At 40.7% G+C, this 22,695-nt stretch carries 18 protein-coding genes and 2 pseudogenes; 8 read left to right on the forward strand and 12 right to left on the reverse strand.

Translation table 11 applies throughout. The features are described from left to right. Window positions 1-12: 12 nt before the first annotated feature. Complete coding sequence (gene ung / locus DTA23_RS14080) at window positions 13-687, reverse strand: uracil-DNA glycosylase (RefSeq protein ID WP_070561461.1); 675 nt, start codon at window positions 685-687, stop codon at window positions 13-15. A gap of 228 nt (window positions 688-915) precedes the next feature. Here ung and DTA23_RS14085 point away from each other — a divergent pair, with 228 nt between their 5' ends. Beyond that, window positions 916-1,455, forward strand: a complete 540-nt coding sequence (locus DTA23_RS14085) for a tetratricopeptide repeat protein (RefSeq protein WP_046673115.1) — start codon at window positions 916-918, stop codon at window positions 1,453-1,455. A 68-nt stretch (window positions 1,456-1,523) separates the two neighbouring features. Here the strand turns inward: DTA23_RS14085 and DTA23_RS14090 are convergent, their stop codons facing one another. From DTA23_RS14090 to DTA23_RS14100, 3 genes are all read right to left on the reverse strand, one after another. Next, window positions 1,524-1,988 (reverse strand): hypothetical protein, encoded by a 465-nt coding sequence (locus DTA23_RS14090; protein ID WP_239468775.1) that lies wholly within the window; start codon window positions 1,986-1,988, stop codon window positions 1,524-1,526. A 67-nt stretch (window positions 1,989-2,055) separates the two neighbouring features. Then, window positions 2,056-2,538, reverse strand: coding sequence for a DUF4293 domain-containing protein (locus DTA23_RS14095; protein ID WP_112375080.1), 483 nt, complete (start codon window positions 2,536-2,538; stop codon window positions 2,056-2,058). A gap of 140 nt (window positions 2,539-2,678) precedes the next feature. After that, window positions 2,679-3,854 (reverse strand): IS4 family transposase, encoded by a 1,176-nt coding sequence (locus DTA23_RS14100; RefSeq protein WP_112374126.1) that lies wholly within the window; start codon window positions 3,852-3,854, stop codon window positions 2,679-2,681. Between the two features lie 233 nt (window positions 3,855-4,087). Here DTA23_RS14100 and DTA23_RS14105 point away from each other — a divergent pair, with 233 nt between their 5' ends. Further along, complete coding sequence (locus DTA23_RS14105) at window positions 4,088-4,609, forward strand: PglD-related sugar-binding protein (RefSeq protein ID WP_070561469.1); 522 nt, start codon at window positions 4,088-4,090, stop codon at window positions 4,607-4,609. On the opposite strand, the gene DTA23_RS14110 is transcribed toward DTA23_RS14105, so the two are convergent. From DTA23_RS14110 to DTA23_RS14120, 3 genes are all read right to left on the reverse strand, one after another. Then, window positions 4,610-6,373 carry an ABC transporter ATP-binding protein gene (locus DTA23_RS14110; protein ID WP_070561471.1) on the reverse strand — a complete coding sequence of 588 codons (1,764 nt, stop codon included), beginning with the start codon at window positions 6,371-6,373 and terminating at the stop codon, window positions 4,610-4,612. An 8-nt stretch (window positions 6,374-6,381) separates the two neighbouring features. Continuing rightward, window positions 6,382-7,137, reverse strand: coding sequence for a tRNA pseudouridine(38-40) synthase TruA (gene truA, locus DTA23_RS14115; protein WP_112375082.1), 756 nt, complete (start codon window positions 7,135-7,137; stop codon window positions 6,382-6,384). 330 nt (window positions 7,138-7,467) lie between these two features. Beyond that, a complete protein-coding gene (locus DTA23_RS14120; RefSeq protein WP_112375083.1) occupies window positions 7,468-8,769 on the reverse strand; it encodes a UDP-N-acetylmuramoyl-tripeptide--D-alanyl-D-alanine ligase in 1,302 nt (433 codons plus the stop codon). 384 nt (window positions 8,770-9,153) lie between these two features. On the opposite strand from DTA23_RS14120, the gene uxaC reads away from it, so the two are divergent. The 5 genes and pseudogenes from uxaC (at window position 9,154) to DTA23_RS14145 (ending at window position 15,480) form a co-directional block, all read left to right on the forward strand. Beyond that, window positions 9,154-10,554, forward strand: coding sequence for a glucuronate isomerase (gene uxaC / locus DTA23_RS14125; protein WP_070561475.1), 1,401 nt, complete (start codon window positions 9,154-9,156; stop codon window positions 10,552-10,554). A gap of 9 nt (window positions 10,555-10,563) precedes the next feature. Then, window positions 10,564-11,589 (forward strand): sugar kinase, encoded by a 1,026-nt coding sequence (locus DTA23_RS14130; RefSeq protein ID WP_239468776.1) that lies wholly within the window; start codon window positions 10,564-10,566, stop codon window positions 11,587-11,589. After that, window positions 11,586-12,152 carry a bifunctional 4-hydroxy-2-oxoglutarate aldolase/2-dehydro-3-deoxy-phosphogluconate aldolase gene (locus DTA23_RS14135; RefSeq protein ID WP_256603781.1) on the forward strand — a complete coding sequence of 189 codons (567 nt, stop codon included), beginning with the start codon at window positions 11,586-11,588 and terminating at the stop codon, window positions 12,150-12,152. The genes DTA23_RS14130 and DTA23_RS14135 overlap by 4 nt, the downstream gene beginning before the upstream one ends. A 195-nt stretch (window positions 12,153-12,347) precedes the next feature. After that, window positions 12,348-13,789, forward strand: a pseudogene (locus DTA23_RS14140) (MFS transporter). A 176-nt stretch (window positions 13,790-13,965) separates the two neighbouring features. Then, window positions 13,966-15,480, forward strand: a pseudogene (locus DTA23_RS14145) (NADP-dependent glyceraldehyde-3-phosphate dehydrogenase). An 83-nt stretch (window positions 15,481-15,563) separates the two neighbouring features. Here DTA23_RS14145 and DTA23_RS14150 read toward each other — a convergent pair. From DTA23_RS14150 to DTA23_RS14160, 3 genes are all read right to left on the reverse strand, one after another. Then, the gene (locus tag DTA23_RS14150) at window positions 15,564-17,972 is read right to left on the reverse strand and encodes a TonB-dependent receptor domain-containing protein (RefSeq protein WP_112375085.1); all 2,409 of its coding nucleotides are present in this window, start codon (window positions 17,970-17,972) and stop codon (window positions 15,564-15,566) included. A gap of 137 nt (window positions 17,973-18,109) precedes the next feature. Beyond that, entirely contained in the window at window positions 18,110-19,780 is a 1,671-nt protein-coding gene (locus DTA23_RS14155) for a PspC domain-containing protein (RefSeq protein WP_112375086.1), read from the reverse strand. Next, the gene (locus tag DTA23_RS14160) at window positions 19,773-20,144 is read right to left on the reverse strand and encodes a PadR family transcriptional regulator (protein WP_046673104.1); all 372 of its coding nucleotides are present in this window, start codon (window positions 20,142-20,144) and stop codon (window positions 19,773-19,775) included. The genes DTA23_RS14155 and DTA23_RS14160 overlap by 8 nt, the downstream gene beginning before the upstream one ends. A 154-nt stretch (window positions 20,145-20,298) precedes the next feature. On the opposite strand from DTA23_RS14160, the gene DTA23_RS14165 reads away from it, so the two are divergent. Then, entirely contained in the window at window positions 20,299-20,685 is a 387-nt protein-coding gene (locus DTA23_RS14165) for a VanZ family protein (RefSeq protein WP_083295776.1), read from the forward strand. 130 nt (window positions 20,686-20,815) lie between these two features. On the opposite strand, the gene DTA23_RS14170 is transcribed toward DTA23_RS14165, so the two are convergent. After that, window positions 20,816-21,514, reverse strand: a complete 699-nt coding sequence (locus DTA23_RS14170; RefSeq protein ID WP_112375087.1) for a ComF family protein — start codon at window positions 21,512-21,514, stop codon at window positions 20,816-20,818. Window positions 21,515-21,555: 41 nt separating this feature from the next. Continuing rightward, window positions 21,556-22,656: a dual-specificity RNA methyltransferase RlmN gene (rlmN, locus tag DTA23_RS14175; protein ID WP_370445105.1), complete on the reverse strand. Its 1,101-nt coding sequence runs from the start codon at window positions 22,654-22,656 to the stop codon at window positions 21,556-21,558. Between the last annotated feature and the right edge of the window lie 39 nt (window positions 22,657-22,695).

Genomic DNA, 22,695 nt, shown 5'->3' on the forward strand with positions numbered 1-22,695 from the left:
CCAAGCCACAACTTAAATCAGGCGCCAATCAATTGGGGTTTTACCATGTGCCGTCAAATACTGGTTTGCGCGTGAAAAATGCTTACTACCAAAAAAACCACGATAGACAGACAACGGTGAGGGATGAACCGCCGTTAGAATAAGATGCTTCTTCGCATCAATGAGCACACTTTTCTTTTGGGCATAACTTCCCCACAACAAAAACACCACATGTTCACAACGCTCCGAAATGGCATGAATAATACTGTCTGTAAAAATCTCCCAGCCTTTCTTTTGATGAGAACCAGCCAAATGCGCCTGAACTGTCAAGGTCGCATTTAACAATAATACCCCCTGCTTGGCCCAAGAAGTCAAATCGCCAGCATGCGGCGCAACAAAACCAGGGATATCATCTTGCAATTCCTTAAAAATATTTTTTAAAGATGGGGGCAAGGCAATCCCTGCCGGAACTGAAAAAGACAGCCCATGTGCCTGCCCGTCATTGTGGTAAGGATCCTGCCCTAAAATAACCACTTTCACCTGATCCAATGGCGTCAGCTTAAAAGCATTCATCACCAGATCTGCCGGTGGAAACACTTTCGTTTTCTGACGCTCTGCTTGCACAAAAGTAGATAACTGTTTCATGTAGGGCTGAGCGAACAAAGGCCTTAACACAGGAGCCCAAGAATCATCGTATTGCTTTTCCATAATTCAAACATAGACAAAGTTGCATATAAAGGCAAATTTATCCGGCTGCCCACCTATTCGGCGTTATACCAAAGCAAGATTATCAGAACACATCGATTAACATAAAAGCTACCATTTTCTAGAAAAACACATTTTTACAAAATAACAACCTGAACGAGTTGCTTAAACGGTGAAATTAACGGATATTTGCAGAATTAAATTGAATACAAATATTTTAAACAAAGATTTATGTCAAATCTCGTTAGAATCATTATTTGCAGTGCATTGCTTATCGGAACAGTTGCCTTATTCTGGACCGGAAATTGGGGATGGGGAATTTTAGGGATCTTGATCACGATCTTAGGCTTCGTTACTGTATTTTTCCATGAATATATGCTGATTGCGCAATGGCATATGCGTAAACAAAATATGGCCGCAGCTGAAAAATGGCTAGGTAAAATCACCAACTACGAAAAGCAATTGATCCCACAACAGCATGGTTACTACAACATGCTGATCGGACTGATCGAATCACAACGTGCACCTATGCAATCTGAAAAATATTTTAAGAAAGCATTGGCATTGGGTCTACATATGGACCATAACATCGCCTTAGCAAAATTGAGCCTAGCCGGTGTAGCCATGGCGAAGCGCAATAAACGTGAAGCCGAAAAACTTCTTCAAGAAGCTAAAAAAGCAGATAAAAATAAGTTGTTAGCTGATCAGATCAAAATGATGAAAGACCAGATGGGCATGATGGACAAACAGCAGATCAGATACAATCGATAATATTGAATAATCAAAAAAAGCTTCGAAGTTATAACTTCGAAGCTTTTTTTGTCAAGAGACAAAATCAATTATTTCTTTAATGAAATAGGAACCTCCAAAAACTCCCCCTCTTCTGTACTGCTCTCAAAGACCAGTTTAACCATAACCGGTTTATCCGTTTTCTTCCAATCCTTTACAACGACCTGTATATCCACAGGCTTATCTTCTTCTAGCAAATAGTGCAGATAATTCTGCTTATCTTCAAATTTAACCAATACATTTCCCATCTGAATCGTGGAAAAGAAATGGGGCTGTTTCTTCTGATCCAACACTTGCGTGGAAAAGGTGTTCATTTTATATTCCCGAGGATTCTTACTATACGATATAGCAAACAAATTGATCACCAATTCATGCTTAGGCTCATCTACGTGAAATTCCTTTACATCGAATTGGATATCGTCAACAACCAACAATGAATCTGCCGACTGCGCCTTTACAAACCCACTGACAAGGAAGAGCATCAAGACAACAACATATCTAAAAAAAACGTTCATATCATATTATATTTAAAAAAGCCACGGTCTTCGTGGCTTTAACTATTATTGGATTATTCTTTCAAATTTATGCCCTCAATCGATCGGCAGACCGGATCAACTTTTCATCTTTACGTACACCTCCCATGGCTAACGCACAGAAAATAATCGAGATAGGCAACAAAAAGAATCCTACGCCGATATTCCCAGCACCCAAAAATTGGTTCACCGTAGCGAGATGAGTACTTGCAGAAGAATATAGCCACACTGCAAATAAGATAATTGCGACAACCTCTACCCAAATAAGCAAAAGTTGGACTTTACGCTTTTTAAATTTAAATATCGTGAACAGGGGAAGCCCGCCTAATAATACGGTGGCCACAGTCTGGAGAATATAACCAAATCCCCCCTCGTGTACCGGCTGACCCGCAGCAACACTATACACACCGGTCACCTTCACATTCTTTCCTAAACCAACTAAATCGCTATAATTAACATAGGGAAATAGAAACAAGCCGAATATGACTAATCCTGCTATCAGCAGATAAACAGTTTGGATACGTTGAATCATAGTTTAATTTTTGTATACCAACAAACTTAGATAAATTGATTTTTATATGCAATATCACATGTGTCCTAAATAAATTTTAGGGAGCTGTTTCTGTGTTCCCAACATAGATTTTTTCCTCATTTGAATTTTGACCCTACTTTTCATTCCTGGAAGATGTGCAGCTGTCCATTTTTCCCTTTGACCGGAGGCCTTACAAAGGGATCATCTATCCATTGCCAGATATTAATTTTTACGAAGATATTCATTCTGATAAATGCCACCAGATTGGAGAGGTTCCAATCATATCTGGCCTTCTTTTGCAGATATTTTAGCAGTAATATACCGATCAGGGAAGTCCAGATCTGGATCATCACTGCATTTTCAGAAGTCCCTATGAATGTCGATACTTTTAAGCGCTGCTTTAGATGCTTGAAGAAGACTTCGATATGCCAGCGCTGTTTATATATATTAGCCACCACAGAAGCCTTCCACGCAGTATTATTGGTCAAAAAATGGTACTCATTGCCCGTGGTGCTGTCCCAAAAGTGAACCAGGCGTAGCGGCTTGCCGTTGTATTTATTGCAGGCAGGGCCAGAAAGCTCAATGAGCTCATCTTTAATGATTCCCTTTTCCAGGAGCGCTTCACTCTGATATGATTTGATAACCTTGTACTTCATGCCAGTTTTACTCCTGGTAACGAAGTAACAGCCGGTGCTGTCCAAATCCCCAAGCCAGCTATAATCCACGTAACCGCGATCCACGACCACGACGCTTCCTTTTGGAAAACTGTAGCTACCCGCACGCTGGCTCTCATGCACTTTTCCATCCGTAATCTGCATAAAGACAGGTAGGCATCCATCATAATCCAGAACGGTATGAAGTTTTACCGCACCTTTGGTGCTCCTGAATTTAGCCCAGTCAAATAGAGATAGACATAATGGGATCACGCTGGCATCCATCAGATAAACCTTTCGCTTCAATTGGGTAAGATCTTTGCGAAAATGCGTATCCTTTTGCCAGAGCTTGTCCAAAAGAGCAAAGTATAGATCTTTAAAGAGTTCATGGGGGCGATGCTTGTTGATATAAGAAATATTAGACTTACTAGGAGCTCTAATCACACCTAAATGATTCAGATTACCAGTTGTACTGCGCAAGCCATTACTGATATCCCGAACTGAATCTGCCGAGGAAAAATGGCAGAATATCATGCTCGCAAGATGCGTCCAACTGTTGATCCCTTTGCAATGTTTATCACTCTTATGTTTAGCCACCAAATCCTTGAATAATTCGCGGTCGATAAGCGATAAAATCTGACTAAAAACGTTTAAATTTACCATGGCGGTGTAATAAAATTTAGCGATTTAAATATAGCAACTTTGCTATATCAAAACACCGCCGCTTTTTTAACGTTTAGGACGCAAGTGATGCAATATAATTGCGATCGAAAAAACAATCAACCTTACAGCTCATTAAACAGCAAAACAATCAAACCCTATATTTTGTTGCATTTTTTTACACGATACTAAAGGGCTTCATTTTAGAAAGTTTTATCTTTGCGAAAAAAAATACCATGTTATATATATACGGTGCAACTGCTCACGCTAAAACTGCGGTAGATGTAGCAGAAGATTTAGCGATTGAAATTGGTGGTCTTATTGACAAATCATTGCTCATTGAAGATGTATTCGATTATGAGGTTCAACTTCACCATCAAGTAAAAGGCACGGAGGAAGATTTCTTTATTGCAGTCAAGAACCCAGGCCTTCGCCAACGGATTGTATCGGAAAATGCAGACTGGAATTACCAGACCCTCATCCATCCCAAAGCCTACGTATCAAAACGAGCGGAGATTGGTGAAGGCACCATTATCCTCCCCGGCGCTTCCATCGCCCCTGATGTACAGATAGGCAACCATTGCGTTATCGCCGGTTCTGCTGTTATTGAAAGCAATACCATTATTGAAGATTTTGTCAACATCGGACCAAATGTCTCAATCGGAGCAAACGTTCTCGTAGGGCGAGGTTCAGAGATTAAAGCAAATACACGGATCGAAGATGAAGAAACGATCCCCAAAGAGAGTATAATCGCTTAATTAAATCCCCGCGGAGTGAAATTGCAAGTCGTATAGTTTTTTATAATACCCATCAAAAGATAGCAATTCCTGATGCGTTCCAATTTCCTTGATTTCGCCTTTATCCAACACAATAATCTTGTCCGCCTTCTGAATGGTGGACAAGCGGTGGGCAATAACAATCGATGTTCTTCCTTTCATGAGGTTATCGATTGCATGCTGGATCATTTCTTCCGTTTCGGTATCTACTGAAGATGTCGCCTCGTCTAAAATTAGAATCCGGGGATCGTGTACCAAGGCTCGTATAAAAGAAATCAATTGGGCCTGCCCCGCGGATAAGGTTGCACCCCGCTCTTTCACATCATAATCATAGCCCCCAGGTAGTCGCATAATAAAATCATGTGCCCCCACTTCTTTTGCGGCTTCAATGACCTGTTCTCTAGATATCGCTGGATCACCTAATGTGATGTTATTGATGACGCTATCCGAGAAGAGGAATACATCTTGCAATACCGTCGCAATGGTATTTCTCAGATAATCGAGATCATAATCGCGGATATTACGGCCGTCCAACAGAATTTCACCTTTATTGATTTCATAAAAACGGCTTAGAATATTGATGGTAGAAGATTTTCCAGCACCAGTAGCCCCAACTAAAGCCAGCGTCTCACCCGGATTAACATTAAAGTTTACATCCTTTAGGACCCAGTTTTCCTCATTATAGGCGAACCAAACATCGCGAAACGCAATTTCACCTTTGATGTGTGCAGGTTTCAATGTACCCAAATTTGGAGTCTTTTCATCGGTATCCAACACTTCAAAAATCCGTTCAGCGCTAACCATGCCCATTTGAAGCGTATTGAATTTGTCAATAAGCTCCCGAATGGGCCTAAAGATCATATTGATATACATGATAAAGGCCACCACTACACCCGGAGAGATCACATCACCCATAATTTGTTTGGAACCGAACCAGACCAACAATCCCAAAGCAATGGCCATGATAATTTCCAAAACAGGGAAAAAGATGGAGAAATACCAATTGGTCCGAATATGGGCATTACGATGTTGCGCATTAATTTCCTTAAATTTATCCATTTCCTGCTTTTCACGCGCAAAATATTGGATAATACCGACTCCCGTAATGTGTTCCTGCAAAAAGGTATTTAAGTTAGAAACCCATTTCCGCACATCGATAAAGGCAGACTTCATCGCCTCTTTAAATACGTAAGTCGCTGCCACCATCAAAGGCATCGGAATTAAAACAATCAATGTCAGCTTCCAATCGGAATAAAACATCACAACCAGAATAACGACCAACTGCAATAAATCGCCGATAATCTGAATCAAACCTTCAGAAAAAATATTGGAAAGAGTCTCCAAATCAGAGATGGTACGGGTAATCAATTTTCCCAGTGCTGTGCGATCAAAATACTTCAGCCTGAGTTGAACAATGTGGTTAAATACCTGAATCCGAATATCACGGATAACCGACTGCCCCAGAGTATTTGTCATTAAGGTATGGTAATAACGGATCAAAGTCTGCAGGATGACCAATGCCAACATTGCAATCAGCATGAGGGACAATCCATTGGTATCGAAGTTTAGGATATAGTTATCCAGCGTATGCTGGATCAGCATAGGCAAAGCGGGGGCTACTGCAGCCAGCAATATCGTTAGGACGACCGATATCCAAAATGCCATATGATATGGACGCATATAGCGACTCATGCGTTTCACCAAATTGATATCGTAGGTTTTACCAGTTATTTTATCTTGACTCACGTTAAATTCTATATATAAGGATATGCTACTTCTGTTAAATACAACCCATGTGCCGGCACGGAAACACCTGCCTTCCCCCGGTTTTTGCTTTGGATAACCTCTTGCATAAATGAAACAGGTTTGCCTTTTATGCCTATTTCCAACGATGTACCCACAATAGCACGCACCATATTGCGCAAAAAGCGATCAGCGGTAATATGAAAGACCAAATGTTGTTCGGTATGCCATACCCACTCGGCTCTACGAATATCGCAAATATTTGTAAACACCTGCGTATGAGACTTACTAAAGCATTCGAAATCTTGTTTACCCAATAAAAATTGTGCAGCTTCATTCATCTTTTCAACATCCGGACGATCGCGCATAAAACATGAATAGGGATAGATAAAAGGATCTTTATGAAAATGAAGATGGTATTCATAGGATCTTTGTGTCGCATCGAAGCGAGCATGTGCTTCGGGTTCCACTTCGATCAGGCGCTTTACGGCCACATCAAAGGGCAATAGTGCATTGAGCGAATGAATAAAACGATCAGCTTTTTGTAGAATACCCACAGGGGCTGCATCGAAATGTGCATACAATTGCTTGGCATGAACACCTGTATCTGTACGGCCAGCTCCAGTTGTTTCAATGGGTTCCCGCAACAGGGTTTCAAGCGCCTTATTCAGCACTTCCTGCACGGAAATTGCATTATTCTGAATTTGCCAACCATGATAAGCCTGTCCAAAATAGGCTATTTCTAAAAAAAAACGTCTTTTATCCATTATATGCAACAAAGGTACGTTTTTCCAAATGAGCATCATTTCTCCGTAGAACGAATTTGCTCATTTTCCTTATTATTTAATCCTTACATGACAAAACTGTTTGTTTTGCACTTCCTTTCGCTCGATGCTACTGGGCGAGTCATTCGGGATTCAGTGGAACGAAGGTTTCCGCAACATCCTATCAACTTCGTCCCGCAACCACGGTAAGTCCACAGTGAGTCCACGTTGAGTCCAACTTTTTAAGTACATTCAATGCGGGAGCACCATGGTCGCCATATGTTCGCACCCCGAACTTATCCCCTCGTTGTGCATAGCATAAAGCTAAAAAGGCTACAGTAGTTCGACCAGATTTTCAAAGGCCATACCCCTTGACGCTTTCAATAAGACCGTGCTGTCCACAATAGGATTTCCGCTGATTGCCTGTTTTGCTTCGGCAGTAGTTTCATAAAATGCTCCACCTTCATAACGATGTGCGAAAAATTCTTTTCCTACAAAAATTTTGCGATCTGCAGGAATAGCTCTTACGTTCTCGACAATTTTTTTATGTTCTTCAAATGATTCTGTCCCCAATTCAAACATATCACCCAATACAATAGCCTTCTTATCCGCTTCAATAATCCGAATATTATCCAATGCAGCAGCCATGCTTGTTGCATTTGCATTATAATAATCGCAGATTAGCGTATTGTGGGCAGTTTTCATAACCTGCGAACGATTGTTCGTAGGGGTATATCCTTCAATACCCCGATTGATTGACGCAGAAGAAACGCCAAAATGCAAACCTACTGCAATAGCTGCAAGAAAGTTTTCGGTATTATAAGATCCTGTTAAATGGGTATCGACAACATAAGATTCGGCCGTGCCTTTCTTGTGCCATTCAATTTGCAAAAGGGGATTTGCCCTAAGAAGCTTTCCAATCACATCATTACCTTCCGAAAAACCATAAGTGACAATGTTGGCTATCTTGCGGGCGGAAGCCATCTCTTTAAGATGTGGGTTATCTGCCTGCAAAAATAATACCCCTTGATGGTCCTGCAGCCAATCGTACAGCTCGCCCTTGGTTTTCTTTACTCCTTCAAAAGATCCAAAACCTTCTAGATGTGCTTTGCCAACGTTAGAAATCAAACCATGTGTCGGTTCGGCAATCCCACACAAAAAAGCAATTTCTTCCAAATGATTTGCCCCCATTTCGATGATTGCTAGCTCAACAGAATTATCTATGGCCAATAATGTCAATGGAACACCAATATGATTATTCAAATTTCCTTTTGTTGCATAGGCCTTGTATTTCTGCGAAACAACAGCGTACAACAATTCCTTTGTCGTGGTTTTTCCATTGGTTCCCGTCACTCCAATAACTGGAATATCCAATTGCTGTCTGTGGTAATTCGCTAGTTGCTGTAATGTTTTTAAAACATCATCAACAAGAATATACGCTTCTCCTTTTCGGTAGGTCTCGTCATCAATAACAACGTATTTAGCACCCATTTCAAGCGCTTTCTCGGCGAAAGTATTCCCATTGAAATTGGCCCCTTTTAAGGCGAAAAATAGACTATCTTTTTCAATTTTACGTGTATCTGTTGTAATATTCGGATACTGTTTATAAATCTGATAAAGTGATTGGATATCCATGTTGAGCAATTTGTTGAACAAACTTAGAGAAATTGCTTTTTATATGCAATACAATTACGCTTTAGCAGATCATATTATTCGCGACTTATTCAAAATTTCAAGCAATCTGCGATAGCGAAAACGTGCTTAGAAAACGTAGAAAATGCGGTATAACCCGATTGCCTTAAACGCTACCGATAACGTTTGCGCATTTATTTTATTGAATTTCCTTTAAGTATGACCTGAATATTGGTAATTTCATTGACCATTTAAACAGTTTGGGAAATTCAGGCGACCGTACTTTCACCCCTTTTTGCATTTTTTATGTCCGATTACTTCAGCAATAAAAAGTTTGACAAGCAAAAGAGGATAGAAAACAGATGAACCTACAAATCAATACATTGTATGAAAACTTTTTTAGACGACAACTTTTTATTGAACACAAAAACGGCTGAAGAGCTGTACCATAATTATTCAAAACATCTGCCGATTATTGATTACCATAATCACCTAATCCCGGAACAGATTGCAAATAATGTCAAGTTTGATAATATTAGTCAGGTTTGGTTACATGGTGATCATTACAAATGGAGGGCCATGCGTGCCAACGGTGTCAACGAACATTATGTGACCGGAGACGCTTCAGATGAAGAAAAATTCATCAAATGGGCAGAAACTGTCCCTTATACCTTGCGTAATCCACTACACCATTGGACACACCTTGAATTACAACGCTATTTTGGCATAACAGATGTATTGTCTCCAAAAACCGCGGCCAAGATCTATGCAGATACCAGTGCTTTACTGCAACAAGATAGTCATTCTGTCCGCGGACTACTCAAGATGATGCATGTTGAAGTCGTTTGCACAACAGACGACCCAATCGATAGTCTGGAATTTCATCAGCAGTTTGCGAAAGAGCGTGAATCATTTAAAATGCTTCCGGCATTTCGTCCGGATAAAGCAATGAATTGCGATGACCTGCCTGCATTGAACCAATACATCAATAAGCTTGAAGAAGTCAGCAATATGCAGATAAGCAGTTTAAGCGACTACCTCAAGGCCTTGAAGGCAAGGCACGACTTCTTTGCGACCAACGGCTGTAAAGTCTCAGATCATGGTTTGGAACAGATCTATGCTGAAGATTACACCGAAACTGAAATCGCATTCATCTTTGATAAAATTCGTGCAGGCAAAGAAATAACTTTTGATGAGAGCCTGAAGTTTAAATCGGCCATGTTAGTCTATTTTGCAGAATGGGATCATGAAAAAGGCTGGGTGCAACAATACCATTTGGGCGCTTTACGTAACAATAACTCCCGCATGCATCGCTTGATCGGTCCTGATACAGGCTGGGACTCCATTGGGGATTTTAGTCAGGGACGTGCATTATCAAAGTTTTTGAATAAATTAGATAACCAAGATAAACTAACCAAGACAATTATCTATAATCTCAATCCAGCCGACAATGAACTTATTGCGACAATGATTGGGAATTTCAATGATGGTTCTATCAAAGGAAAAATTCAGTTTGGTTCAGCTTGGTGGTTTTTGGACCAAAAAGACGGCATGACAAAACAGATTAATACCTTGTCGAATATGGGTTTGTTAAGTCGTCTTGTAGGCATGTTGACCGATTCCAGAAGTTTTCTTTCTTTTCCAAGACATGAATACTTCAGAAGATTGGTCTGTGACATCTTTGGACAGGACATCGAAAAAGGAGAAATACCAAATGATATCGAATGGGTCGGGAAAATCATACAGGATATCAGCTACAATAACGCAAAAGAATATTTTGAATTTTAATAAATGAACATGCAGGGTAAAGTTTTAAGCTTTGGGGAATTGCTGTTACGGATCTGTCCGGATATTGAAGACAATTGGATTGAACAGCACCAATTGCCTTTCTACGTTGGAGGAGCAGAATTAAATGTCGCTACAGCTTTGGCCCTATGGAACGTGCCATCATCCTACTTATCTGCGATACCGCAAAATGCCATTTGTGAAGGTATAGATGTCTATTTGAAACGTAGAAACATAGACACATCGGCGATGCAATGGGGCGGAGAGCGCTTGGGCATTTACTATCTCCCCAAAGGTAAAGATCTAAAAAATGCGGGGGTTATCTACGATCGCGCCAATTCATCTTTTGCAAGCCTCAAAGTCGGCAGTATTGATTGGGACAAAGCCTTGAAGGATGTCAAATGGTTTCATTTTTCAGCTATCTGTTCTGCAATTAGCCAAGATATAGCAGACCTATGCCTGGAGGCGGTAAAAAAAGCACAAGAGAAGGCAATCTTTGTATCATTGGACCTTAATTACCGCGCTAAACTCTGGAAGTATGGAAAGGCACCGAAAGAGGTTATGCCTCGGATTGCCAAGTACTGCAATTTAATTATGGGCAATATATGGGCCGCGCATCAGATGCTGGGCACGCCGCTTGACGAACAATTCTTAACAAACACGTCAGGATACACCGAAGAAGAGTTACTCGCGCAAGCAGATCGAACCAGCCGAGAAATCATTGCTTCCAACCCCATGTGCCAGTATGTCGCCAATACCTTCCGTTTTGACCACCATACCAAAGGGATAGAATACTACAGCACATTATTTGATAAAGACCGTTTGATCAAATCCACAACCTATATAGCGGAAGAGATTTTGGATAAAGTAGGAAGTGGCGACTGCTTTATGGCGGGTCTGATTTATGGATTGTATTCCAACCTTTCGCCGCAGGAGACGCTAGAATTTGCAACAAGCGCGGCATTCGATAAACTATTTATCGCCAGCGATGCAACAACAAGTACAGTGGACGATATTAAAAAGAGATTAACAACATGAATTTAAAAGAGATTGTATTAAATAAAATTATCGAACAAGGAACACTTCCTTTATTCTTCCATCATGATCAGGAAGAAAGTATCGATATTCTACGAACATTATACAGAGCGGGTGTACGCGTTTTTGAATTTACAAATCGTGGCCCCGAGGCGTTGGCTGTTTTTGAGCGCCTTGTTGCAACGAGGGACCTTGAGATGCCAGACCTCTACTTGGGTATTGGCACCATCAAATCGGTGGACGATGCACAACAGTTTCTCCAGGCCGGTGCTGATTTTATTGTGGCCCCCTTAGTGAATCCTTTGGTTGGCTCGCTTGTACATGAGCACCATAAGTTGTGGATTCCAGGCTGCATGACACCGACCGAAATCTACACGGCTCAACAGCAACAGGCCGCATTGATAAAATTATTCCCTGCAAATATTTTGGGACCAGCATTTATGTCATCTATTCGGGATCTTTTTAAAGGTCAGAACTTTATACCAACGGGGGGTGTAGACATCGAAATAGAAAATCTAAAAGCATGGTTCAGGTCAGGTGTATGTGCGGTAGGTATGGGCCAGTAAACTGATTGATCCAAAGGACACCAGCAATTTATTCGAAAATACACAAAAAGCACTTGATCTTGTCTCAAAAGCACGTTAAAAAACAATAAGATTGCTTGTATGCCTTCCACGAGCATCGTAAAAGGAAGGCATACAGCGTTCATTATTCGTCATTTGAAGCGATAGGTTCAAGAAAAATAAACAATTAAACCCATTATGATTAATACAGAGAAAAAGGGTAATTACCGTTGGGTAATCTGTGCCCTCCTATTTTTTGCTACCACAATCAATTACTTGGATCGCCAGGTATTATCCTTAACCTGGAAAGATTTTATCAGCCCTGAATTCCACTGGACAAATACGGACTATGGAAATATTACCGCTTTGTTTTCTATTTTTTATGCCATCAGCATGCTTTTCGCGGGACGTTTTGTCGATTGGATGGATACAAAAAAAGGTTTTCTATGGGCGATTGCTGTTTGGTCCATTGGCGCCATATACATGCTTTTTGTGGTATTGCAACCTCAGGAATTGTCGCTGGCGAGTGGTTTGTTGGATTTGAGGGTGCAAAAGAAGCTATTTCTCATGTGAACAATGCCGGTTTAATCATCAGCGTTAGTGTAAACTTATTTATTTTCGCCCGGTTTGTATTGGCGGTCGGGGAAGCTGGAAATTTCCCAGCTGCCATTAAAGCGACCGCAGAGTATTTTCCAAAGAAAGATCGTGCTTTAGCGACGAGTATCTTCAATTCTGGAGCGACCATTGGCGCCCTAGCAGCACCGCTGACGATACCAGTTATCGCCGCACATTGGGGTTGGGAGATGTCTTTCATCATTATAGGTGCCCTTGGATTTGTCTGGATGGGTTTCTGGATCTTTCTTTATAAAAAACCGCACGAAAATCCAAAAGTAAATGCGGCTGAATTGGCTTACATTCACAAAGATGATCATGAACATCAAACGGAGCAGTCTAGCGTAACAAAACAGCCCAAGACCACCATAGCAGAATGCCTTAAGTACAAACAAACCTGGGCTTTTGTCTTCGGAAAATTCATGACCGACGGCGTCTGGTGGTTCTTCTTATTCTGGATGCCAGCCTATCTATCAGCCGTTTACGACATAAAGTCTTCTGATACAGAAGGGCAATTGGCCATATTTGTTTTATATGCGATCACCATGCTGTCAATTTACGGCGGCTGGTTGCCGACGTATTTTGTGGAGAAAAAGGGAATGAATGCCTATGAAGGTCGAATGAAAGCTATGTTGCTGTTTGCTTTCGTCCCGTTGGTCGTACTCTTTGCACAACCCTTGGGGCATATTTCCTATTGGATCCCCGTTATTTTAATTGGTTTTGCAGGTGCGGCACATCAATCGTGGTCGGCCAATATTTTTTCCACTATTGGCGATTCTTTTCCAAAACGTGCCATTGCCACTGTTACAGGAATCGGCGGGCTTGCGGGCGGTGTAGGAGCCTTTATTATCAATAAAACTTCGGGCTGGCTATTCGACTATGCCAAAGAGACTCAACTTGTCTTTATGGGTTTCAAGGGAGAAGAAGCGGGATATTTTATTATTTTTTCGTTCTGTTCAATCGCATATTTAATTGCATGGATTGTAATGAAAACACTAGTACCTAAACTTATTTTAATAAGAAATTAACAAATATTGTAATATTTACAGTATATTAGCAATATCTTTATAAATATCAATCTAAACCACTTTTAAAAACAATGAGCTTAAACTTAGAAGGTATCTTCTACGAGGAGAAAGACATTCCCGCAGAATTTACGCTAGACGAACAGGTCGATCAAAGAGAGTTCCTTTCCAATGGAGAAATGATTTCTTGGACGGGTCAAGTAAACGAAGTATTTTCACCTATCTGTGTAAAGACTAAGGACGGCTTGAAACGTAAGCGCATCGGTAGTTTCCCTGTTTGTACTGAAAAAGAGTCCATGGAAGCCTTGGAAGCTGCTGTAAAAGCATACGACAATGGCCGTGGAGAATGGCCGACAATGAGCGTTGCCGATCGTATTACTTGTGTTGAAAATTTCACACAAAAGATGATTGCCAAGAAGGACATTGTTGTCAAGCTTATTATGTGGGAAATTGGCAAATCCTATGCTGACTCTGTTAAGGAGTTTGACCGTACGGTAGAGTATATCTACGCAACGATCGACGCATTGAAAGATATTGACCGCGATTCTTCCCGTTTTCAGATCGAACAAGGTATTATAGCCCAAATCAGAAGATCTCCACTAGGAGTTGTTTTATGTATGGGACCATTCAACTATCCATTGAATGAAACCTTCACAACGTTGATCCCTGCTTTGATCATGGGGAACACGATGTTGTTCAAACCACCTAAACATGGTACATTATTACATTACCCTTTATTAGAGGCTTTCAAAACAAGCTTCCCGAAAGGCGTTGTCAATACAATTTATGGTCGTGGAAACAAGATCGTTCCAAGTCTTATGCAGTCTGGAAGATCAATGTGTTGACGTTGATCGGTTCAAGCCGTGTTGCTGACGAACTTAAGAAATTACATCCTAAAGTTAACCGTCTACGCGCAATTCTTGGTCTTGACGCAAAAAAATGCGGCAATCATCACGAAGGATGCCGATTTAAATCTTGCTGTTTCTGAAACCGTACTGGGTTCTCTTTCATTCAATGGCCAACGCTGTACCGCACTTAAAATTATCTATGTACACCGCAGCTTGGCACAAGAGTTCCTAAAACGTCTTTCTGCGGAAGTTGCTAAACTAAAGTATGGTATGCCTTGGGAAAAAGGCGTGTCTTTGACACCTCTTCCAGAGGTTAACAAACCAGCTTATCTGACGGAATGTATCGAAGATGCAAAAGCGTATGGTGCAAAGGTGATTAACGAAAATGGTGGACAAGTAGCAGAATCTTTCTTCTACCCAGCGATCGTTTATCCGGTCAATTCTCAAATGAAACTTTACAGAGAGGAACAATTTGGTCCAGTTATCCCTGTTGTGCCATTTGATGACCTTGAGGAACCTATCGAGTACCTGATCGGCTCTTCGCATGGACAACAGGTCAGTATCTTTAGTAACAATGCGGCTGTTGTGTCGTCTTTAATCGATCCATTGGTCAATCAGGTAAGTCGTGTCAATATCAACTGCCAATGTCAACGTGGTCCAGATACCTTCCCTTTCACCGGAAGAAAAGATAGCGCTGAGGGAACATTATCCGTTGTGGATGCTTTGCGTTCATTCTCGATACGATCGCTGGTCGCGGCAAAGTTCACCGATGAAAACAAGAAATTGTTGAATGACATTGTTAGTGAAAATGAATCGAACTTTTTAAGTACCAAATACATTTTCTAATAGCATTATCTCTAAAAAAAGCGACACCGCAGGATGATTTTAGATCATCTCGCGGTGTCGCTTTTTTTAGAAAATTCAAGGGCCTATAGCGCTCTTTCTTTCTCCTCATTACTTGTATCTTTCTTACGATAGTTGTTTTTTAAATTTCCGAATTTATACGAATAGGTCAATCGAACCACGCGACGATCTTGGTATTGCCTGATACTGGAGTCAAAATCGCCGAAATTGGTTTTCAGATTCTGATTCCCTGTATTAAACAAGTCGCTCACCGCCAGCTTCAACGAACTACGTTGATCTTTAAATGTCTTGGTCGCTCCTACCTCCATATCCCAACGGGCCTTCATATCGTATACATTATAGTTGAACGGCGAGAAATACCTCAAATTGACATTAGCGGACAGACTTTTCGCCAGTTTTAAATTGTGCATCGATGTAGCCTGCAAAAGAAAGGAGGTCCTTTTCAGCGGATAACCACTCACCATGCCATCAAAGTTAAAGTGGATGCCTGTAATATTGTTATTCATGCTCCAAATCTTGGATACCGTAACCGGGATGTTCAGATTCAGATAAGCCGTCAAATTTTTACCTAAATTTTCACGTATAACCCACGTTTGTTTTAGCACCGAATCTTGCCCCATGCTCTCTACAATCGCATCCCGCACATCGTTAATACCCAATGTCACATTATAACGTTGCATCAAGGTATAGTTTAGGGTGAATTCATTGGAAAATTGCGGATTCAGATAAGGATTACCACGTTCAAAGGTTAGTTTATCAATAAAATAATCAAAAGGATTCAACTGTCGGTAATTAGGACGCGTGATCTTCCTTGCGTAACCTAAGGAAAGGATATGATTCTCATGGAGTGTATACGTCAGATTTGCATTCGGAAAAAGTTTAAAGTAATTCCGTTTCACTTGCTTATTTAAGGTCAACGAGTTCCCGTCAGAAAATGTATATTCTCCCCTCGCGCCGACCTTCAGGCCCCATTTCCCTATGGTATTATTATAGTCTATATATCCAGCGGCGATCTGCTCCTTATACACAAAATGATTCGTACGCTTTTCATTATTAATCCAGGAATTGTTCAAAAAGTCTTCAAAGGTTAAATCGTTATCCGACGTAACGTTAGAATATTTAGCCCCCATCTCAAGCTTGGAGACCTTCGATAACGGTTGTTCATAATCCAGTTTGGCGACATAGATATCGATTCCGATAGGCATTCTACTGCGTTGGATCTCTTCGGGCGTAATCGCATCCATCTGACCATCAAAATATTGGTTATTATAACCTACGCGTTTGCTGCTTTTGAATTTACTCCAATCCAGGTCAAGGGTAAGTTTTCTGCCATTCGAATCAATTCTAAACTCATTGTTTAAATTAGCGGAGTAACGATCAAATAATTCTTTGAACTGCGATGTTGAAATCAAAAGCGAATCCAATGTTGTAAAAGACTTTCCTACATTGGTTTTACTATCGTTATCGTTGTATTCGATATTATTCGATCCATTAAACTGCAGGGTTAAGGTGTTTCTGGCCGATGTCCTTTGCTCAACACCGAAGCGATAGGAATGGTTCTGTTCCTTTTCGTCCAATATCGACCTTTGTTTAAAATAGGTCTTTTCACCTTTATTCTGAATAACACGATCAAGCAGAAGCTTCCGGTGGCTTTTCTCATCCGAACACGCATACGATCCAAATACTGTCGTATTGTTCTTCTTATAGTTTAAGGATAAGGAGCTATTCCCTCTGAATTTTTCTCCCCTCCCTGCCGTCATGTTAAAGGTTCCGTTAAAACCTTCCATCCGATTTTTTTTGAGTACAATATTAATTGTACCCACTGCCCCCTCAGCGTCATCTTTTGCTGCACGCGTAGTAATCACTTCGACGGACTTAATCTGATTGCCATCCGTACTCTTCAAAAAATTCACCAACTGTTCACCGGACATATAGGTCTGCCGACCATCAATGGTCACGGATACACCAGATTGCCCCATCAACTGTAGGTTATTATTGTTATCTAAACTCACTCCAGGAGCCCGCTGTACAATATCTAAGGCATTATTCCCTGCGGCCAAAGGCGAATTTTCCACATTTAAAACCAGTTTACCAGGCTTGCTTTCAACCATCGGCCGCTTACCCTCTACGGCGACCTCTTGCAATTTTCGTGTATCCGTGTTCAGCAGGATCGCCGGGACCTTGTGGTCTGATTTGCTGATATCAAAAACATTGCTCTTATTGGTGGTATACCCGACCATTTTCGCCTCGACATAATAACTTCCAGCTTGTATATCCGAAAATTGGTATTCTCCATTTTCATCAGTAACAACGGCTTTCAGAATGACAGTCGTCTTTGCCTTCATCAGATAAGCAGTTGCCGAGACCAAAGGCACATTATTTTCCACATGTACTTTGCCTGTAACTTTCACTTGCGCATAGGCAAATGAAGTAATTAAAAAATTTAAGAGTAAGAGGTAAAAATATCTTTTCATTCGTTTATAAATAGGTGTAATAGCATTTACTTTTAATGGTATTAAATAGGCTTATAACACGAAGGTCAGTACTGATTTTCGATTGGTTATAGCGGTAATAATTTGTCTTCCGCCTTCAGGCGGAAGATTGGTTTATGTTATTTCTTTTTTGTCTCTATGGTAACACCATCTTTTTTGAGATTAATAATGGTATCCCGACGGATGACAACAGACGTATCATGTGCAACTACCTCATTCCCCTCAGTGGCTGTTTCGTCACTGTCATCTGACTTTTTGGGCGGCAAGGCACATTTCAACCCAAGTGATGTAACTACAAATTCGACTTCTTTTATATCCCTTAGATCTTCACTATAACGGTCACGACATTCGTAAAATGAAATATCCCTTAATTTATCTTCCAAATTATCATTAATGATCAACTTGGTACCTACTGGGAGAAACAACGTAATATTGACTTCTTGATCCCGATAGAGCTCACCTTCATTCAATTGGAACGCATTGTCAAATGTTAATGATGTACTATCTTGTCTCAATGCATAGTTAATTTTACCAGCTCTATCCGTTGCGACTTTATAAGAATTTCCTTTAGCCGAATACTCATAACGTACATATGGTTCTTGCAAAGAGTCAATACGCTCAATTCGAATACGGATATTACGCCTCAAATAGGTTGAAACGTTTTCATTTTTAATACCGATACCACTTCTCACACCATTTTTTAAGCGGATTACCCGAATATCATTTTCATTTAAGTAATAAACAGCCTGTTTTTGCAGTGGCTTCTCTTCAACAATCGTACTAGACTCTTTGAATTCCTTTGCTACCGATGTAGCGTAGTAGATGATACCGCCTATCGATGCCAACCAGACTAAAAACAAGGTGGTTGTCAAATAATTGTTCATTGGTTTTTTCTCGAAGAGAACACGGAGAAGCAAATAGAACAAGCCGGCGAAAGGGATAAAAATGGCCAAGAAACCCGCGATCAAAGCGAAAGGTACATCGCTCGGATTCATGAGGTAGAAAGGACCAGAATCGTCCATGACGTCAGGAATTACGTTCACAATAGCCAGTGCAAAGAAGATAAGTCCAATGATCAATCCGATGAGCGTTAACCCGACGATAATAACAAAGAATACGCCGATAACTTTCACAAAGACCTGCAATAATTTAGCAACACCATCTCCGGTGCGGTCCATTCCCCTCGAGAACGAGTCCCTTACCCCGCTCATTTCTTCATCAAAAGAACGTTTGAAGTTCTGAATATTCGGTGCTTCACCACGCATTTCCATCTTATCTGCACGGGTTACAGCGAGCGGCATTACGATCCATAGGATAACATAGACCAATACGCCCGATCCACCGATCACAACAAATAAAGCAAAGAGTAAGCGTACCCATTTCGCCTCAATACCAAAAAAGTGCCCCAATCCACTACATACTCCACTGAAAACTTTGTCATCGGGATCGCGCATCAGCTTCTTCCCTACTTTAAAACCATCTGCATTTGGCTGGCGCTGAAAAGACGCATAACCATCCTGATCCTCAGACTCGAAATCGCTGACGCTCCCCATTTGCTCGATAACGGCATTAACATCGTCCATATTCAGAACTTCTTTGCTGCCAGCCTGAATCTTCTCGGTAAACATTTCAGAAATACGATTTTCGATGTCCTCCAAAATCTCCTTACTATCTTCCGATTGTCCAAAGTGCTTCTTTATATCAATCATGTAGGAGCGAAGCACCTCATAAGCATCCTCTTCAATATGGAAGACGATACTATTTATGTTGATAATTATTGTCTTATTCATCGTTATTATCTTTAACTGGTTTAGTTGAATCATTGTTTCTACCCACCAATGACGTGTTTACAGCAAACACGAGCTCATTCCAGGTAACATCTAGTCGCGAAAGGACTTCTAACCCTTCTTGGGTAATTTCATAATATTTTCTAGGCGGACCTGAAGTTGACTCCTTCCATATATAGCTTAACAGTCCATTGTTTTTTAGACGTGTTAGAAGCGGATATAAGGTTCCTTCCACAACCAATAATTGAGCTTTTTTCAGTTCGCTGATAATATCGGAGGCATAAATTTCTCCTCGAGAAATTATGGATAGGATACAATATTCAAGTATCCCCTTCCTCATTTGGATTTGTGTATTTTCAGCTATCATAACAATACAAAGATATATGTATTTTATGGTACCATGCAATACATAGTACCATACAAAACAAAACAATCCAACTAAACAACTGATTTACAGTGAAATAATTTTTAAATAAATAATATTTTTATTTCTATCAGGAAATTTTTGGATATTTATCGCCATGATTAAAATCTTATTAGACTATAAGTGGTGTTTTATTTGGGCCATAATAGTTATTGTTTTATGCACCCTCCCGGGCAATAATTTTGATGCAGTTCCCGCCTATCCAGGTATGGATAAATTAGTCCATTGTGGGATGTTCTTTGTTTTCTGTACATTGCTATACAACGGTGTAATCCAGCAATTCCACGGTAAACCGACCCGTTGGCTTCCAATCTTTGTCGTTTCCATCCTTGGTTTTTTATTTGCAGGACTGACAGAGTTACTTCAGCTTTATATTTTTACGTATCGCAGCGGTGACTGGTGGGATTTATTTGCAGACAGCATCGGAATCGGCATGGCAGGATTTGCCTATCTCCTAAACTATGTCAACCGACGTCGCAAATAACGTGTTGAATTCGTTTTGACCTGGTCATTACTATTGAAGGCATGGCCTGCTCGTAATAGTGGTTACCGTAATTATTGAATTTGCTTTATCCGGACGGAGAAGGGTATAAGTTATGGGATAGACTTTCGAACTAGGCTCTTGCCAGCGTAGCAACAGATACCCTGCAATCAACTGCATCTAAGAGTGTCAATGCTGCTGAAACAACCGTTGCTCCCGTGGTCAATACATCGTCAACCACAAGGATATGTACGTTAGCCGGCAACATAGTGCCTTTGTAATCGAAAATATCACTTACATTGTCGTACCGGTCGATCCGCCCCTTACCCGTTTGGCTCATTGTCGCTTTCTTCCTGACCAAAATATCTTCCCGCAGGGGGATTCCCATTGCTCTGGACAACCCTCTTCCGAAGTAAGTGGATTGGTTGTAGCCTCTTTTTCGGAATTTGCTACGGTGCAATGGCACAGGAACAATACAATTGATATCCTGATAGGCCTTTGTTTTGATTAATTTTAAGCCGTATAGATAACCAAAATATTCTGCAAGAAAAGGTTGGTTGTTGTATTTAATCTGATAAATGAGGCGCTCTACGCGACTATCCTTTTGCAATAATAAGAATGAACAGGCCTCTTCCACCGGAGCTTTCCCCCAGAGCTGTCTTGCGGTATCATTATCCGAATATTCGTGAAAGTTAGTATAGGGCAAATGGAAATCGCATGCTGTACAGACAAACTTTTCCTGATATTTTAGCACACAGCCGCAACAGCCACATTCCCTTGGAAAAAATATGGCTATAAAATCGCTAAACACCTTATTTAATTCGGATTTCATCTGGTTAATTCCCCTATTAAAGATAGGAACTATCCTTCAGATTATGCTTCGGATTCCTCTTTTTCCTTATCCTTGATTGCTAATTGTCCGCAGGCTGCATCGATATCTTTACCACGGCTACGTCTCACATTCGTGATGATACCTTGGCTTTTTAAATAATTTGCAAATACCTCGATTTTATCTGCTTCAGCATTCAGGAAATCGGCCAATGCGATAGGGTTGTATTCAATCAGGTTGACCTTACAAGGAACATGTTTACAGAACTTGGCCAGTTCTTTTGCATCCTCCAGCTCATCATTGAAATTGTTAAAGACAATATATTCAAATGTAATGGGGTTCTTTGTTTTCGCATAAAAATATTTGAGTGCTTCGGCCAGTGCCTTTAGTGAGTTCTGCTCATTGATAGGCATAATTTCATTCCGTTTTTTGTCATTTGCCGCATGCAAAGAAAGTGCTAGGTTAAAACGTACCTGATCATCACCCAATTTCTTAATCATTTTTGCGATACCCGCTGTGGACACCGTGATCCGCTTGGCGGCCATATTCAATCCATCCGGCGCTGTAATGCGCTCAACAGACTTCATCATATTGGCATAATTCAACAAGGGCTCGCCCATCCCCATATAAACGATATTTGTCAGTGGCTGCCCATAGTGCTCTTCGGCTTGCTTGCTGATAAGAACGACTTGATCATAGATCTCATCGGCATTGAGGTTACGTTTACGATCCATATAACCTGTTGCACAGAACTTACAGGTCAAGCTACAGCCCACCTGTGAGCTGACACAAGCGGTCATTCGTTCCGGAGCAGGTATTAACACCCCTTCAATGATGTTGTTGTCATAGAGCCAAAAACTACTTTTAATTGTTTTATCTGAGCTGATCTGAGATTCTTTGACTGTAACTGCATTGATCGTAAAATTCGCTTTCAGCTTCTCACGAAGGGGCTTACTCAAATTACTCATCTGATCAAAATCTACGCAAGATTTCACCCAAATCCATTCATAAATCTGCTTCGCACGAAAGCCCTGCTCCCCCAACGCGGTAAGTTGATCTTTGATCTCATCCAAAGACAAACTCCTGATATCTATTATTTTACTTTTTTCAATCACGGTACAAAGATAAGAATAAATAAGTGACAAAAAATCCCGTTCTAAGAAATAGAACGGGACAACTGTTAT

This window comes from Sphingobacterium multivorum, assembly GCF_900457465.1.
Lineage (GTDB): Bacteria > Bacteroidota > Bacteroidia > Sphingobacteriales > Sphingobacteriaceae > Sphingobacterium > Sphingobacterium multivorum.

Excerpts from the sequence above, each read along its gene's own strand:
- truA (WP_112375082.1), bottom strand. The coding sequence starts at position 7,137 with ATGGATAAAAGACGTTTTTTTTTAGAAATAGCCTATTTTGGACAGGCT.
- DTA23_RS14120 (WP_112375083.1), bottom strand. The coding sequence starts at position 8,769 with ATGGATATCCAATCACTTTATCAGATTTATAAACAGTATCCGAATATT.
- DTA23_RS14170 (WP_112375087.1), bottom strand. The coding sequence starts at position 21,514 with ATGAAATCCGAATTAAATAAGGTGTTTAGCGATTTTATAGCCATATTT.
- DTA23_RS14095 (WP_112375080.1), bottom strand. The coding sequence starts at position 2,538 with ATGATTCAACGTATCCAAACTGTTTATCTGCTGATAGCAGGATTAGTC.
- DTA23_RS14105 (WP_070561469.1), top strand. The coding sequence starts at position 4,088 with ATGTTATATATATACGGTGCAACTGCTCACGCTAAAACTGCGGTAGAT.
- DTA23_RS14090 (WP_239468775.1), bottom strand. The coding sequence starts at position 1,988 with ATGAACGTTTTTTTTAGATATGTTGTTGTCTTGATGCTCTTCCTTGTC.
- DTA23_RS14160 (WP_046673104.1), bottom strand. The coding sequence starts at position 20,144 with ATGATAGCTGAAAATACACAAATCCAAATGAGGAAGGGGATACTTGAA.
- DTA23_RS14085 (WP_046673115.1), top strand. The coding sequence starts at position 916 with ATGTCAAATCTCGTTAGAATCATTATTTGCAGTGCATTGCTTATCGGA.
- DTA23_RS14150 (WP_112375085.1), bottom strand. The coding sequence starts at position 17,972 with ATGAAAAGATATTTTTACCTCTTACTCTTAAATTTTTTAATTACTTCA.
- ung (WP_070561461.1), bottom strand. The coding sequence starts at position 687 with ATGGAAAAGCAATACGATGATTCTTGGGCTCCTGTGTTAAGGCCTTTG.
- DTA23_RS14135 (WP_256603781.1), top strand. The coding sequence starts at position 11,586 with ATGAATTTAAAAGAGATTGTATTAAATAAAATTATCGAACAAGGAACA.
- DTA23_RS14100 (WP_112374126.1), bottom strand. The coding sequence starts at position 3,854 with ATGGTAAATTTAAACGTTTTTAGTCAGATTTTATCGCTTATCGACCGC.
- DTA23_RS14130 (WP_239468776.1), top strand. The coding sequence starts at position 10,564 with ATGCAGGGTAAAGTTTTAAGCTTTGGGGAATTGCTGTTACGGATCTGT.
- uxaC (WP_070561475.1), top strand. The coding sequence starts at position 9,154 with ATGAAAACTTTTTTAGACGACAACTTTTTATTGAACACAAAAACGGCT.
- DTA23_RS14165 (WP_083295776.1), top strand. The coding sequence starts at position 20,299 with ATGATTAAAATCTTATTAGACTATAAGTGGTGTTTTATTTGGGCCATA.
- DTA23_RS14155 (WP_112375086.1), bottom strand. The coding sequence starts at position 19,780 with ATGAATAAGACAATAATTATCAACATAAATAGTATCGTCTTCCATATT.